This window comes from Micromonospora sp. R77 (assembly GCF_022747945.1).
Taxonomy (GTDB): Bacteria; Actinomycetota; Actinomycetes; order Mycobacteriales; family Micromonosporaceae; genus Micromonospora.
This window is the reverse complement of sequence record NZ_JALDST010000001.1, coordinates 2047445-2061755: the sequence shown is the minus strand read 5'-3', so window position 1 is coordinate 2061755 and position 14311 is coordinate 2047445. Positions and strand designations below refer to the sequence as shown.

Here is a 14311-nt window from a genome sequence, read left to right as displayed (position 1 = left end):
ACTACTGCATTCGCCTCTCGGTGGGGGTGGGCCGGTGACCGCTCCGACCCTGCCCGGCCTCGCCCCCGTCGCCCCGACCCCGGCTGCTGCTCCCCGGCCGGGGTCGCGGGCGGCCCGCATGGCGCTACCCCGCTCGGTCGACGTGCTCAAGGAGATCGCCGCCGAGTACGGCGTCTGCGTACGCCCCCTCGCCATGCGCCGCACCGACCTCGACACCGGCCTGACCGAAGTCATCGACCTGCCCTGCGGCGCCACCCGCGAGGACAAGTGCGCGCCCTGCGCCAAGAAGAACCGCCGGCTGCGCCAAGCCCAGATCCGCGAGGGCTGGCACCGCGACGACGAACCCCTACCAGGCCCCGAACCCGCGACCGAGGCACAGAAGTCACTGATCCTCTTCCGCGCACACCTGGAGTTCTCCCGCGACGAGGCGACCCGCGCCGCCCAGTGGGACCAGGTCACCGACCTCGACGAAGCCATCCGCGAGGTAGAGGAAGCCATCGCCGCTGAGGGCCTGCGCGGGCGAGTCGGTCCACCCCACGCCACCGCCGACGACCAGGACGACGAGCCCGGCCGCCGGCGCAAGCGCTCCACCAAGCGACGCCAGGACGCACCTGAACTGCCCCGCCGCAAGGTCGAGCGGCGCACCGTCGGCAAGACCTACACCGCCCCCGACGGCACGGCCTACCGGCCGTCGATGTGGCTGACGCTCACCCTGGACTCGTACGGCCCGGTCCGCCCCGACGGCACCCCCGTCAACCCCGATCGGTATGACTACCGTCGAGCAGCCTGGGACGCCGTCCACTTCCCCCGGCTCCTCGACCGGTTCTGGCAGAACCTGCGGCGGTGCGAGGGCTGGAACGTCCAGTACGCCGGCTGCGTCGAGCCCCAACGACGACTTGCCCCACACGCCCACTTCGCCATCCGAGGCACCATTCCCCGAGATGTGCTGCGCACCGTGGCGGCGGCGACCTATCACCAGGTCTGGTGGCCGGCGGTTGACGTCCAGCGGTACACCCTCGACCGGCTTCCCGTCTGGGACGAGCAGGCGGCGGGATGGGTCGACCCGGATACCCGCGAGCCGCTGACCACCTGGACGGAAGCCCTCGACGCCATCGACGACGACCCGGACGCCGTACCCGTGCACGTCGTCCGCTTCGGCGCCCAGGTCGACGCCCGCGGCCTCATGCCCGGCACCGAGGACGCCGAGCGCACTATCCGGTACGTCACGAAATACATCACCAAGCACACCGGCGACTGCCACAAGGCCACCACCGACCGGCAACGCAAGCACCTCGACCGGCTCTGGCACCAACTCCAGCTCACGCCCTGCACCGACCGGTGCGCCAACTGGCTGCTCTACGGCGTCCAGCCCAAGAAGGCACACGCCAAACTCAAGCCCGGCCGCTGCAAGGGCAAGGTCCACCAGCGGGACACCCTCGGCATCGGCGGCCGGCGCATCCTCATCTCCCGCGACTGGTCCGGCAAGACCCTCGCCGACCATAAGCACGACGCGCGGGCCTGGGTCCGGGCACTGCTCGGCGCCACCACCGACAGCGGCGCGGCCGGGCAGCTCGTCGACGACCAGGGCGACACCGCCGAACGGGTCCGGCACGCCTGGGAACTCGCCCGACCCGACGACCCCGACGTGGGCCCGCTGACCCACCGGCTCATGCGCTCGATCAGTGAGCGTGCCCGCCGGCGGTCCGAACTGCTCGCCGCCAAGGACCGGGCCGCGCAAGGGTCGGCAGATCTTTCGGCAACTCAGCACAGCGCACAGCACGACGGGGAGGAGACGCAGTGAACGAGGAGTTGTTGACCGTGCCGGAAGTGCTCGCCGAGCTGCGCGTACCGCGCTCGACCTGGTTCTACTGGCGGCAGACCGGCAAGGGGCCACGGGTGATCAAGCTTCCCAACGGGCAGCTTCGGGTCCGCCGGTCGGCGCTCGGTCGGTGGCTCGGCGACCTGGAGCAGGACGCCGCATGAAGAGCTACGAGGTCCAGATCTGGGAGATCGGCAAGCGCGCTGACCGCAAGGCTCGGCCCTGGCGGGTCCGCTGGGCGGTGAGCGGCCAACGCTTCGAGGACATGTTCCGTACCAAGGCCCTGGCGCACTCCTTCCGCGCCGAGCTGGTCCAGGCGGCCAACGCGGGGGAGCCCTTCGACCCGGCCACCGGCCGCCCGGTCTCCGACGCCAGAACCAAGAACCCCACCACCTGGTACGCCCACAGCCGCGCGTACGTCGAGATGAAGTGGCCCCGGGCGGCGGCCAAGACCCGGCGCTCGATCGTCGAGGCGCTGACCTCCATCACGGTGACCCTGACCCGCCCGGCCAAGCGAGGCCGACCGGCTGACGCCCTGCTTCGTGAGGCGCTGTACCTCTACGGCCTCAACCCCCGCCGCTGGTCCGACGAGATCCCCACCGAGCACGCGGCGGCCCTCGCCTGGCTGGAAACCGCGTCCCTGCCGGTCGTCGAGCTGGACTCACCCGCGATGGTCCGCCGTGTCCTCGACAGCCTCTGCGTACGCCTCGACGGCAAGCCCGCGGCTGCCTCCACCGTCCAGCGGAAGCGGGCCACCTTCTACAACGTGCTCGGGTACGCCGTCGAGCTGGAGCTGATCGACTCCAACCCGGTCGACAAGGTGCAGTGGACCGCCCCTGAGGTGGCGCAGTCCATCGACCGGCGGGTGGTGGCGAACCCGGCCCAGGTCGCCACGCTGCTGGAGGCGGTGAAATCTCTCGGCAAACGGGCCGACAAGGTCACGGCGTTCTTCGGCTGCCTCTACTACGCGGGTATGCGGCCCTCGGAAGCGGCCGACCTGCGGCGGGAAGACTGCGACCTTTCGGGCCGGTGCGCCGACTGCGGCGTGGACTTCGACGACCTGGGGGCGGTCAAGCCTTCCCGGTCCTGCGACCACGAGAAGATCGAATATCGCTGGGGCCGCCTGGTGCTCGCCGGCACCTCCCCGCGCGCCGGCTCGCACTGGACCGACGACGGCGGCTCCCACGAGCGGCGCGGCCTCAAGCACCGGGGGAGGGCAGAGACCCGGACGGTCCCGATCCCACCCCGGCTCGTCGAGCTGCTGTGCGAGCACGTCGACAACCACGGCGTAGGCCCGGATGGCCGGTTCTTCCGGGGCCTGCACGGTGGGCCGCTCTCCGAGTCGGTCTATGACCGGTGGTGGAAGCTCGCCCGCGAGAAGGCGCTGACGGAATCTCAGTTCGCCTCGCCGCTCGTCCGCCGCCCCTATGACCTACGTCATGCGGCGGCCTCGCTTTGGCTGAATGCCGGGGTCCCACCGACCGAGGTCGCCCGCCGCTTGGGCCACGGCGTCGCCGTCCTGCTCCGCGTCTACGCCAACTGCATCGACGGCGGCGACGACACCATGAATGACAAGATCGGGCATGCGCTCAGATGACGTCCTGAGTGAAGTGCACGGGTGTCCTACTGAGCTGATGTGGACAGGGTGCGCTAGAAGGAGGAGGTGGAGTTGCCCGCATCGCAGGATCCAGCCCGGCCTGAGGTCCGTGTCACGGTTGGTTCGATTCCAGCCACTGAAAGTCCCGTACCGGAGTTGCGGCTCTGGGGTATCCGCCGGTCAATCGCTGTGGCAGTCGCAGCAGCATTGCTGCTCGTCGGGGGGCTGATCGCTGCGTCGCTCTGGTACGCGGGTTGGCCCGGCCTCAAGCGAGATGCCAGCGTCACGGCGGCCACGTTATTCGATCTTCTGAAGCTCGTCTTTGCCGTTGTTGCGGGCATCGGCGGTGTCGCAGCATTGGTGGTCGCCTACCGCCGACAGCGAGTAGCGGAGCACGCGAACGCGCTAGCGGAATTCGCTCACCAACTGGCGCACGCTGCTGATCTGCGCGCCGAGGTCACCAAGGGTCTCGCTGAAGCGGCCGACGAACGGGCAAAGATTGAGACTGGCCGGAACGGTGTCCGACTATTCAACGAACGCTTCGCCAAGGCAGCTGAGCAACTCGGGTCGGACAAAGCGGCGGTGCGCCTGGCGGGCGTCTACGCGATGGCCGGCCTTGCTGATGACTGGCGGGCAGGACGGCAAACCTGCATTGATGTCCTATGCGCCTACGTTCGCATGCCGTATACGTCACCCGTGGACGCTTCGAACGAAGAGTCGGAAAATCGGGATGACCAAACGCCGATTATGGACGCGGATGCGGTCCGGGCCAATCGCGAGGAGCGGGAGGTGCGTCATACCGTTATCCGCCTCGTCGGCAGGCACTTACGCCTTCCCGAAGACGACGCGACCTCATGGCGCGGCTATGACCTCGACTTTACCGGCGCGGTCTTCGACGGCGGGGACTTGTCGGGTGCGACGTTCAGTGGTGGGCGAGTGTCCTTCGCTGGGGTGACATTCAGTAGTGGGGAGGTGTCCTTCGGTGGGGCGACGTTCAGCGGCGGAAATGTGTCCTTCGACGGGGCGATGTTCAGCGGCGGGCTTGTGTTGTTCCACGGCGCCACCTTCAGTGGTGGGCGAGTGTCCTTCGTTGGGGTGACCGTCAGTGGTGGGGAGGTGTTCTTCGGCAGCGCGACGTTTAGCGGCGCGAAGGTGTTCATTGCCGATGCGACGTTCAGCGGCGGCGAAGTGGGATTCGTCAGGGCGACGTTCAGCGAGGGACAGGTCTCCTTCGGGGCTGCGAAATTCAGCGGCGGGTTGGTGTCCTTTGGCAGTGCGACGTTCAGCGGTGCCAGGATTTCCTTCTCCGGCGCGAGGTTCAGTGGCGGGCGGGCGTCATTTGTCAACGCGAGGTTCAGTGATGGGTCGGTTTCCTTCGATGGGGCGGCCTTTAGCGGTGGGGAGGTGTCCTTCCTGAGGGCGAGGTTCAGTGGTGGGGAGGTGTCCTTCTATAGGGCGAAGTTTGAAGAGCCACCAATGTTCGACGATTGGCCTCCTGGCAGTACGCCGGAAGGTCTCGTCCTGCCGGGGGTGTAGGCATCTGTGAGCGGGGGCAGATTGTGGGCGGCGAGTCGATCATGCCAGGCCTGCCAAAGAGAAGGGGCAGGCCAAAGGCACTGACCAACGCATGATCGGGGGCGCCCTGTAAATCCGTCGCGAAAGCTACAGAGGTTCGAATCCTCTACCCGCCACCAGGTGCACCAGCGGCCCCCGACCAGCAGGAATGCTGATCAGGGGCCGTTGTCGTTCGCGCCACGAAGTCCGAATCTGCGGTGGCGGAGCAATGCTCCAGAGGAGTTGGCTACCTGGGCCGGCAGCTCTTGAGATCCCGAGGGTCGACAGCGTCGGGGCGGGTGACTCCGGTCGGCAGCCGGGTGTGATCGTCGGTCCTGGCGCAGTGGACATCGTCCTGCGAAAGGTTCACTGCTCCGCGCAGGTCGGCACCGGACAGGTCCGCCAAGGTCAGCCTGACACCACGCATGTCGGCGCCCCGGAGGTCGGCGTTCCGTAGGTCCGCCTGACTGAGGTCAGTCTCGTGCAACCGGGCATACCTGAGGTCTGCGCCGACGAGGAACGCGCCGTTCAGACCGGCCAGGTCGAGGGTCGAGGCGTACAGGTTCGCGCCGCCCAGGAAGGCACCGTCGAGCTGTGCCTTGCCCATGAAGGTTCCTCGGAGATCGGCGAGTTCCAGCCGTGCCCCGTTCAGCTTGGCGTCTGCCAGGTTCGCCCCAGCCAGGTTCGTGCCGGCGAGATTGAGACCCCCGGGAAGGTAGTCATGGTCTCTGTCGCGACGGCCGAGCACGGTCACGGCAGCCTGGATGTCCACGGGCGCGGTGGGCACCTTGAACGACTGCGGGCTCGCGATCTGCTCGACGGGGGTCGTCCTGGCCGCGGGGGCGTGTACCCGGATGAAGGCGGCGATCACCTCTACCACCGCAGGTTGATTGATGGCGGAGTCACGCATGATGCGTTCGAGGGAGTAGAGGGCGCCGAGCCGAACATCGATCTTGTCGGTGCCAGGCTGGCCCAGTTGGTCGATGGCCTGGGTGAACCGGTCTGCGATCTGTCCCGCTGCCGCAAGCTCCTGCTGCTGACGAGTGGCCTCCTGCTGGTTCCGATTCGCCGCGTTCGTGATGAACAGCCCGATGCCGAGGACAATCACCGAGAGGATGCTGCCGACGGCGAGCAGGCGCTGCCAGGGGTCGGGTTTCAGTTCGAGCGGCGCGACCGGCGCGAGCTCCAACCGTGCGGACCGTGCTCGGGTGACGACCTTCCGGTGTACGACTGTGGGCGTCGGCTGGCTGGTGGTCGTCGTGCCTGAGGAGGTCGGCGGGGCGGAAGGCGCGCCGCCGTGACGCCATCCTGCACGGGCAGCAACCAGTCGATCTCGGATAGTCGGCACGTCCTCCATTGGACTGCACTGGTTCAACTCTGCCGAGCGAGCCGTAGGCGGGGTGCTGCGGGCGGCGCGGGGCGCGGCCCGGCCTCGACCAGCACGTAGGGCCGGTCCCAGTAGAGGGAGACCTTCGGGGCGTGCGGGAAGACGACGGCGTGGGCGACGGTGTCGAGGTAACCCAGCCACCACGGCTGCTCCGGCGTGTGCGCGTCGAGTTCGTCGAGCACGGCGTGTTCGTGGACCTCGGTGGTGACGCCCGGTGGGTGGAAGGTCGCGTACGCGTCGAACACCGGTGGGATCGCGGTGGTGATCGAGAAGCCGTGCGTGGTCCGGTCGGCGAGCCGGGCAACGTCGCCGACCGTGCCGATCCGCCAGCTTCGGCCGTCCCTGCGGGCTTCCATGGGACCCAGCCAACCCGAAGGGCCGAAGTCGGTGCCGGACGAAGCGTTGCGTGTCCGCTACGGGTGGTAGAGGATCTAGGTGGGGATTCAGGCGCTAGGTCGGTTCTTGGGACTACCGACCACGGGGGAACCGGTGAACATTCTGGCCACATGACTGACCGGGCCAACCGGACGGGTCGAGCGGCCCCCGCCAAGGTCCTGAGCGCACCGCTGCGGCTTTCCAGTGTGCGCGGCCTGTGGCACCATCATGGAATCTCCATTGTTTTCTGCACCCTGCCGACAGGAGCACAGTGATGTCTGGTCGTAGGTCCGGCCGGCTGCTCGGCGTGACGCTGGCGCTCGTTGCCCTTGCCGCCCTCGCCGGCGGCGTCCTCGGTGTTGACCCGGACCTGAGTCAGCTCGGCTACGACTGGTCCGCGCCGACGGTGACCACACTCGTTCCCTGACCTCCCGCGGCACGGGCGCGCCCTGGCAGGTCCGGCCAGGCGTCATGGTTTGAGGAGCGGGATGGCAACGAGTCGACGGCCGGCGCGGAGAACGACGGATTCAGCCTGGCTGATCACCGGTCCGCTCGCGCTGATCACCGTCGTCGGTCTGGTCATCCTCAGCCTGGCCAACCCGCCGACCGTACGGGACGCGGTGGCGGCTCCCGTCCTGCTCCTGGTCCTGGTCGCCGCCGGCACCCAGGTTCTTCAGTTCATCGTGCTCCGGCAGGGGCTCTCCGTCACGTTGACGGAGATCCCGCTCGTGCTCGCGTTCCACTATCTCCAGCCGGTCACCGTGGTCCTGGTGGCCGCGTTCGCCGCGCTCATCGGCCAGATGAGACGCCGGCTGACGCCGACCAAGGTGTGGTTCAACGTGGCGAACGCCGGGGCCGCCGCCACGGTCGCCAGCCTGGTGCTGCTCGCCATGCCCTCGTCCGAGGGTGTCGGGCCGCCGATCTGGGGCGTGCTCTTCGTCGCGGTGGGCACCTACACGCTGGTCACCCTCGCGGGGGTGGGTGGCGTGATCAGCCTGCTGCAGGGACTGCAGGCGGGCTGGCAGGTGGTCCGGAGCGCCGCGCCCACGTTGCTGGCCGCAGCCGTCAACGTCGCCATCGGCCTGGTCATCCTGATCGTGCTCAGCAGCAGCGGCTGGGCGATCCTCCTGCTCGCCGCGGTGGCGGTGGCCGTGGCCTTCGTCTACCGGTCCTACTCCCGGTTCTTCCAGCAGCACCGGACCCTCACCGACCTGTACGACCTGACCAAGGCGGTGACCGAGCGGGGCCAGGACGGCACGCTGGTCGACGCGCTGCTCGGCCGGATCCGCAGCCTCATGCAGGCCGAGTACGCGACCCTCTGGCTGCCGCCGCAGGGCCGGCACCCGGAGGTGCTGCTCACCGCTCGGGTCGACGCCCCCGGCCTGCTCGACTTCGCGCCGGGGCCAGCCGCCATCCGGCAGCGGGTGCTCGAGTCGGGCCGGCGGGTGGCGGTCGGGCGGAAGCTGGGCGACGACGCCGACCTGCCCCGCTCCGGCGCGAGTCCGGTCACGGACGTCCTGGTCGTGCCGTTGCGTTCGGGGCAGGCCGTGATCGGCACCCTGGAGATCGTCAACCGGCTGGGCGACACCAATCACCTCACCTCCGCCGACATCCCCATCTTCGAGACGGTCGCCGCACACGCCGCCGTCGCCCTGGAGAATTCCCGGCTGGTCGACCGGCTGCGGCACGACGCGTACCACGACGCGCTGACCACGCTGCCCAACCGGCGGCGGATCACGGCCGCGCTGGACGAGGCGGTGAAGATCCGGGCGCCGGGCGAGGTGGTGGCCGTACTGCTCTTCGACGTGGACGGGCTGCGCCAGGTCAACGAGTCGCTCGGGCACGCCGCAGGGGACAAGGTCCTCGTCGAGGTGGCCGAGCGGCTGCGCGCCAGCGCCCCCTCGTCGGCTCTGGTGGGGCGGGCCGGCGGTGACGAGTTCCTGGTGACCCTGCGGCTGGAGAACGCCGAGGCGGCGGTGGAGCTGGCCGCCCAGTTGCGGGAGCAGATCCGCGACGAGATGGTCTTCGACGCGCTCACCCTGGACGTGGACACCGCCGTCGGGGTGGTCGTACACCCGGATCATGGCAGCGATGCCGCGACGCTGCTGCAACGGGTCGACCTGGCCGCGACGGCGGCCAAGTCGGTGCCCGGCAGCGTGCAGTTGTTCAACCCGGCGCTGGAGTCGCGGTCGTTGCGGCGGCTCGGCCTCGCCGGCGACCTGCGGCGCGCCCTGGACGACGGCGAGCTGGAGGTCTATTTCCAGCCGAAGGTGACGTTGCGGGACCGCCGGTTGCTCGGGGTGGAGTGCCTGGCCCGCTGGGAGCATCCGACGCACGGCACGGTCGCCCCGGAGGACTTCGTCGCGGTGGCCGAGCACACCGGGCAGCTCGGCCGGCTCACCGAGGTGGTGCTCCGGGAGGGGCTGCGACGCAGCCGGGACTGGACGCACGTCGAGCAGCCGCTCGCCGTCGCGGTCAACCTCTCCGCGCGTACGTTCACCGACCCGCACTTCCCCGACCGGGTCCGCGAGCTGCTCGACGAGTACGGCGTGCCGCCGCAGCGGCTCACCTTCGAGATCCGGGAGGCCGGGGTGCTGGACGGCACCGAGCGGCCGATCCCGACCCTGCGCCGGCTGCGGGACCTCGGTGTCCGCCTCTCGGTGGACGACTTCGGCACCGGCTCGTCGTCGTTGGCCTATCTGCGCCGGCTGCCGGTGCACGAGGTGAAGGTCGACCGGTCGTTCGTGCAGGGCATGGCGACCGATCCGGGTGACCTGGCCATCGTCAACGCGGTGGTGACGCTCTCCCAGCAGTTCGGCCTGGCCGTGGTGGCCGAGGGGGTGGAGAGCGAGCTGACCCTGGAACTGCTCCAGGACATCGGCTGCGAGATCGGCCAGGGCTTCCTGTTCAGCCGTCCGCTGCCGTACGAGCGGCTGGAGGCCTGGTTCGGCGCCCAGGTGGAGTCGGAGTCGTCCGGGTCGGCGGCGGAGGCGCCCCGGCTGCGGGTCGTCCCGGATCGCTCGGTGACACTGCTCTGAGCTGGGAGAATCCGGATCGCCTCGCGGAGGGGGGATCCGATTTCACCTCGGGGGCACCCGTCGTGTACTGTTTCTCCTGCGCGACACCCCACGGGGTGATCGGGTAGGCCCCCTTAGCTCAGTCGGCAGAGCGTCTCCATGGTAAGGAGAAGGTCTACGGTTCGATTCCGTAAGGGGGCTCAAAGGGTCCGGCTGGACCCGCCACGGCGGTGTAGCTCAGATGGCAGAGCAAGCGGCTCATAATCGCTGTGTCGCCGGTTCAAGTCCGGCCACCGCTACTCTCGTCCTCCGGGCTTTCCGGTGGTCGGTGTGATGGGCGCCGCAGGTGCCCATTTTGCATGTCCGCGCCATCAGCGCGTACGCTGATGCGCCGTAGTTGTTATCCGTAGCGAGGAAGGCACTCCGCCGTGGCGAAGGCGACCGATGTCCGGCCGAAGATCACTTTGGCGTGTGTGGAGTGCAAGGAGCGCAACTACATCACGCGTAAGAACCGTCGTAACGACCCGGACCGCATCGAGCTGAAGAAGTTCTGCCCCCGGGACGGCAAGCACACGGTCCACCGCGAGACCCGCTGACCCGCGGCCGGTTCGCCGGCCAGGTCCCACCGCATTCCGAACGCCGATCCGCACGGATCGACGGCCCCGCGCCGCCGGTCCCGTACGGATCGGCGTTCGTGTTTTCCGTGTAGGTTCGGCGGCATGTCCCTGGACCCGTCCTTCGTCGGCCGGACCTATCCGCCGACCGCCCCCTATCAGGTGGGCCGAGAAAAGATCCGTGAGTTCGCCACGGCCATCCGTGCCACCGACCCCGCCCACCACGATCCGGCGGCCGCCCAGGCGCTCGGGCACCCCGACGTGGTGGCTCCGCCGACCTTCCCGATCGTGGTCACCATGGCCGCCACCCGGCAGATCGTCGAGGACCCGGCGCTCGGCGTCGACTACAGCCGGGTGGTCCACGGTGACCAGCGCTTCGCGTACACCCGCCCGGTGGTGGCCGGTGACGAGCTGGTCTGCGTCAACACCATCGAGGACATCACCAACCGGGGCGGGCACGGCTTCCTGACCACCCGCACCGACGTCAGCACGGCCGCCGGCGAGCCGGTGGTCGCCGTCTGGTCCAAGATCGTCGTACGCGGGGAGGCCTGACATGGAGCTGCCCACCCAGACCTTCCGGGTGACCCGGGCGGACCTGGTCCGTTACGCGGGCGCCTCGGGTGACTTCAACCCGATCCACTGGAGCGACCGGACCGCCACCAAGGTGGGCCTGCCGGGGGTGATCGCCCACGGCATGTTCACCATGGCGCTGGTCGGCCGCGCGCTCGCCGAATGGGCCGGCGCACCGGACGCGGTGGTCGACTTCCAGGTCCGGTTCACCCGGCCGGTGGTCGTGCCGGACGACGACCAGGGCACCGAGATCGAGGTCTCCGCGGTGCTGAAGGAGACCACGGACGAGGGCCTGACCAGGCTGGACGTCACCGCCACCTGCCTGGGGGAGAAGGTCCTCTCGCAGGCTCGGGCGACCGTCCGGGCACCCCGCTGAGCGGGGTCCCGACGCGCGATGGGCAGACCGGTTGGGAAAGTCGCACGACTACCCGTACACTGGTCCGCCGTGGGGCAAGTGACCCCTGCACGGTCGTCTGTGACCGCGTGGGGTGAGAGTTGCCGCACAGGGGTGTAGCTCAATTGGCAGAGCAGCGGTCTCCAAAACCGCAGGCTGCAGGTTCAAGTCCTGTCACCCCTGCGCCTCAGGCCTGACCGTTCCCGTGGGTCGCGCCGCCTAACGGCGGCGTCCGGCCCGTGGTGGTGGCGCCGGCGGGGTGGGTCCGAGGCATTCGGGTCCTCCTGGCCGGTCCGCCGGCCGCGGCCCGTCGCGGGACGGTTGGTCCGGCCGGCGTGACCAGCGCCGCGCACGCCGCATCGGCGTGCGACCCCGATACCCGCACGGAGGGCTGAAGTGGCCGAGAGCAAGCGGCGCGGCGAGGACGCCGACGACGAGCGCCTGCGTGACGACGCGGTCGTCGACGACGAGGCCACCGATGACACCGATGCGGACGAGCCGGTCTCCCGGGGCGGCACCGCGACCCGTAAGCGGGCCCGCGCCGAGTCCTCGGACGAGCGGAAGACCCGCAAGGACACCGAGCGGATCGGGCTCTTCGCCCGCATCGCGCGGTTCTTCCGCGAGGTCGTGGCCGAACTGCGTAAGGTCATCTGGCCGACCCGCAAGGAGCTGCTGACCTACACGGCCGTGGTGGTCACCTTCGTCGCGGTGATGCTGACGATCGTGGCCGGCCTGGACTACGGCTTCGCGAAGGCGGTGCTGTGGGTCTTCGGCAACCCCAGCTGACCGGCTACTGAGCCGATAGTGACGGAAGTGAGCGAGCGTGCCTGAGTACGACGAGACCGCCGAGACCACGGACGAGCAGTCCACGGTGGCGACGGCGGCCAACGATGAGTCGGTCGAGGCCGCCAGCGAGCCGGAATTCCCGACCACCGAGCCCGCCCCGGACGAGGACTACGACCCGGTCGCCGAGCTGCGCCAGAAGCTGCGCTACGCCCCCGGCGACTGGTACGTGGTGCACTCCTACGCCGGCTACGAGAACAAGGTCAAGACCAACCTCGAGACCCGGATCACCTCCCTCGACATGGAGGACTTCATCTACCAGGTCGAGGTGCCGACCCGGGAAGAGGTCGAGGTCAAGAACGGCAAGCGGTCGCAGATCCAGGCGAAGGTCTTCCCGGGCTACATCCTGGTCCGGATGGAGCTGACGGCCGAGTCCTACTCCTGCGTCCGGAACACCCCGGGCGTCACCGGTTTCGTCGGGGCGACCGACCGGGCCGACCGCCCGGCGCCGCTGAGCCTCGACGAGGTGCTGAAGTGGCTGGCCCCGGCGGTCGAGACCGAGCAGAAGAAGGCCAAGCCCGAGATCAAGGTCCTCGACTTCGAGGTCGGCGACTCGGTCACCGTCACCGACGGCGCGTTCGCCTCGCTGCCGGCGACGATCAGCGAGATCAACGCCGACCAGCAGAAGCTCAAGGTGCTGGTGTCGATCTTCGGCCGGGAGACGCCGGTCGAGCTGAACTTCAACCAGGTCGCCAAGATCTGACGTACGGTCGCACCGGCGGTGGGCTGCGGCCTGCCGCCGGTGCGTCGTTCCGCCCTCCTGCCGGACCTCGGCGAAGGCGGCGGCGGAAGTCTGCGCTACCCTAGAACGTCGCCGTTGTCGCATCACGCTGACCGTGCGTGCCCGCGACCGGCGCTTCCCCAGTTCCAAGCCCCAGGAAGAGACATGCCTCCGAAGAAGAAGCTCGTCAAGACGTTCACGCTTCAGCTGAAGGCTGGCCAGGCCACCCCGGCGCCGCCGGTCGGTCCGGCGCTCGGTCAGCACGGCGTGAACATCATGGAGTTCTGCAAGTCCTACAACGCACAGACCGAGTCCCAGCGGGGCGACATCGTCCCCGCCGAGATCAGCGTCTACGAGGACCGGACCTTCACCTTCGTCCTGAAGACCCCGCCCGCCGCCCGGCTGCTGCTCAAGGCCGCCGGTGTCGACAAGGGCTCGGGCGTCCCGCAGAAGGACAAGGTCGGCTCCGTCACCATGACCCAGGTGCGGGAGATCGCCGAGAAGAAGATGGTCGACCTCAACGCCAACGACATCGACCAGGCTGCGAAGATCATCGCCGGCACCGCCCGGTCGATGGGCATCGTCGTCAACGACTGACGTCGGTCGACACCTTCCAAGATCAGTTCGTGGGAGGGCGCGTGGACACCGCGGCCCGCCATAGACCACAGGAGTAACCAGAAATGCAGCGCAGCAAGACCTACCGCAAGGCCGCCGACGCCATCGACCGGTCGAAGCTCTACACCCCGGCCGAGGCCGTGAAGCTGGCCAAGGACACCACCAGCACCAAGTTCGACGCCACGGTCGAGGTCGCCATGCGCCTCGGCGTCGACCCCCGCAAGGCGGACCAGATGGTCCGCGGCACGGTCAACCTGCCGCACGGCACCGGTAAGACCGCCCGCGTGATCGTCTTCGCCGCCGGCGCGAAGGCCGAGGAGGCCCTCGCGGCTGGTGCGGACGAGGTGGGCACCGACGAGCTCGTCGCCCGTATCCAGGGTGGTTGGCTGGACTTCGACGCGGCGATCGCCACGCCGGACCAGATGGCCAAGATCGGCCGGATCGCGCGGATCCTGGGCCCGCGCGGTCTGATGCCGAACCCGAAGACCGGCACCGTGACCATGGACGTCACCAAGGCCGTCTCGGACATCAAGGGCGGCAAGATCACCTTCCGGGTGGACAAGCACTCCAACCTGCACCTGATCATCGGCAAGTCCTCGTTCTCCGAGGCTCAGCTGATCGACAACTACGCGGCGGTGCTGGACGAGGTGCTGCGCTCTAAGCCGTCCGCGGCGAAGGGCACCTACCTCAAGAAGGTCACCCTCACCACCACCATGGGCCCGGGCGTCCCGGTCGACCCGAAGCTGGTGAAGAACCTGCAGGAGGGCTCGGCCGAGGCCTGAGCAACGCCTGACCCGACGGGGTC

Annotated in this window: 15 protein-coding genes and 3 tRNA genes; 16 read left to right on the top strand and 2 right to left on the bottom strand. The window is 69.0% G+C overall.

Annotation, left to right across the window (positions count from 1 at the left end):
- The first annotated feature begins 34 nt into the window (after positions 1-34).
- The 4 genes from MRQ36_RS09515 to MRQ36_RS09500 all read left to right on the top strand — a co-directional run bounded on the left by MRQ36_RS09515 (position 35) and on the right by MRQ36_RS09500 (position 4952).
- Positions 35-1801, top strand: coding sequence for a replication initiator (locus MRQ36_RS09515; RefSeq protein WP_242794512.1), 1767 nt, complete (start codon positions 35-37; stop codon positions 1799-1801).
- Complete coding sequence (locus tag MRQ36_RS09510) at positions 1798-1983, top strand: AlpA family transcriptional regulator (protein WP_030329852.1); 186 nt, start codon at positions 1798-1800, stop codon at positions 1981-1983. The genes MRQ36_RS09515 and MRQ36_RS09510 overlap by 4 nt, the downstream gene beginning before the upstream one ends.
- A complete protein-coding gene (locus tag MRQ36_RS09505) occupies positions 1980-3416 on the top strand; it encodes a site-specific integrase (RefSeq protein WP_242794511.1) in 1437 nt (478 codons plus the stop codon). Before MRQ36_RS09510 ends, MRQ36_RS09505 begins: the two co-directional genes overlap by 4 nt.
- Before the next feature lie 66 nt (positions 3417-3482).
- A complete protein-coding gene (locus MRQ36_RS09500; protein ID WP_242794510.1) occupies positions 3483-4952 on the top strand; it encodes a pentapeptide repeat-containing protein in 1470 nt (489 codons plus the stop codon).
- A gap of 265 nt (positions 4953-5217) precedes the next feature.
- Here the strand turns inward: MRQ36_RS09500 and MRQ36_RS09495 are convergent, their stop codons facing one another.
- Positions 5218-6159 carry a pentapeptide repeat-containing protein gene (locus MRQ36_RS09495; RefSeq protein WP_242794509.1) on the bottom strand — a complete coding sequence of 314 codons (942 nt, stop codon included), beginning with the start codon at positions 6157-6159 and terminating at the stop codon, positions 5218-5220.
- 182 nt (positions 6160-6341) lie between these two features.
- Positions 6342-6713 carry a hypothetical protein gene (locus MRQ36_RS09490; protein WP_242794508.1) on the bottom strand — a complete coding sequence of 124 codons (372 nt, stop codon included), beginning with the start codon at positions 6711-6713 and terminating at the stop codon, positions 6342-6344.
- A 293-nt stretch (positions 6714-7006) separates the two neighbouring features.
- Between MRQ36_RS09490 and MRQ36_RS09485 the strand changes: the two genes are divergently transcribed.
- The 12 genes from MRQ36_RS09485 to rplA all read left to right on the top strand — a co-directional run bounded on the left by MRQ36_RS09485 (position 7007) and on the right by rplA (position 14288).
- Complete coding sequence (locus tag MRQ36_RS09485; protein ID WP_242794507.1) at positions 7007-7159, top strand: hypothetical protein; 153 nt, start codon at positions 7007-7009, stop codon at positions 7157-7159.
- A 61-nt stretch (positions 7160-7220) separates the two neighbouring features.
- Positions 7221-9770 carry a bifunctional diguanylate cyclase/phosphodiesterase gene (locus tag MRQ36_RS09480; RefSeq protein ID WP_242794506.1) on the top strand — a complete coding sequence of 850 codons (2550 nt, stop codon included), beginning with the start codon at positions 7221-7223 and terminating at the stop codon, positions 9768-9770.
- A gap of 107 nt (positions 9771-9877) precedes the next feature.
- Positions 9878-9950 (top strand) — tRNA-Thr (locus MRQ36_RS09475).
- A gap of 25 nt (positions 9951-9975) precedes the next feature.
- Positions 9976-10048 (top strand) — tRNA-Met (locus MRQ36_RS09470).
- A 129-nt stretch (positions 10049-10177) separates the two neighbouring features.
- Positions 10178-10345, top strand: coding sequence for a 50S ribosomal protein L33 (gene rpmG, locus MRQ36_RS09465; protein ID WP_013288652.1), 168 nt, complete (start codon positions 10178-10180; stop codon positions 10343-10345).
- A 123-nt stretch (positions 10346-10468) separates the two neighbouring features.
- The gene (locus tag MRQ36_RS09460) at positions 10469-10915 is read left to right on the top strand and encodes a MaoC family dehydratase N-terminal domain-containing protein (RefSeq protein WP_242794505.1); all 447 of its coding nucleotides are present in this window, start codon (positions 10469-10471) and stop codon (positions 10913-10915) included.
- Position 10916: 1 nt separating this feature from the next.
- A complete protein-coding gene (locus tag MRQ36_RS09455; RefSeq protein ID WP_242794504.1) occupies positions 10917-11309 on the top strand; it encodes a MaoC family dehydratase in 393 nt (130 codons plus the stop codon).
- Between the two features lie 128 nt (positions 11310-11437).
- Positions 11438-11510: transfer RNA gene (locus MRQ36_RS09450), tRNA-Trp, on the top strand.
- A gap of 213 nt (positions 11511-11723) precedes the next feature.
- Positions 11724-12113 (top strand): preprotein translocase subunit SecE, encoded by a 390-nt coding sequence (gene secE / locus MRQ36_RS09445; protein WP_242794503.1) that lies wholly within the window; start codon positions 11724-11726, stop codon positions 12111-12113.
- Positions 12114-12150: 37 nt separating this feature from the next.
- Positions 12151-12873 carry a transcription termination/antitermination protein NusG gene (gene nusG, locus MRQ36_RS09440; protein WP_242794502.1) on the top strand — a complete coding sequence of 241 codons (723 nt, stop codon included), beginning with the start codon at positions 12151-12153 and terminating at the stop codon, positions 12871-12873.
- A gap of 183 nt (positions 12874-13056) precedes the next feature.
- Positions 13057-13488 (top strand): 50S ribosomal protein L11, encoded by a 432-nt coding sequence (rplK, locus tag MRQ36_RS09435; protein WP_242794501.1) that lies wholly within the window; start codon positions 13057-13059, stop codon positions 13486-13488.
- Between the two features lie 83 nt (positions 13489-13571).
- Positions 13572-14288: a 50S ribosomal protein L1 gene (gene rplA / locus MRQ36_RS09430; RefSeq protein WP_242794500.1), complete on the top strand. Its 717-nt coding sequence runs from the start codon at positions 13572-13574 to the stop codon at positions 14286-14288.
- The last annotated feature ends 23 nt before the right edge of the window (positions 14289-14311 follow it).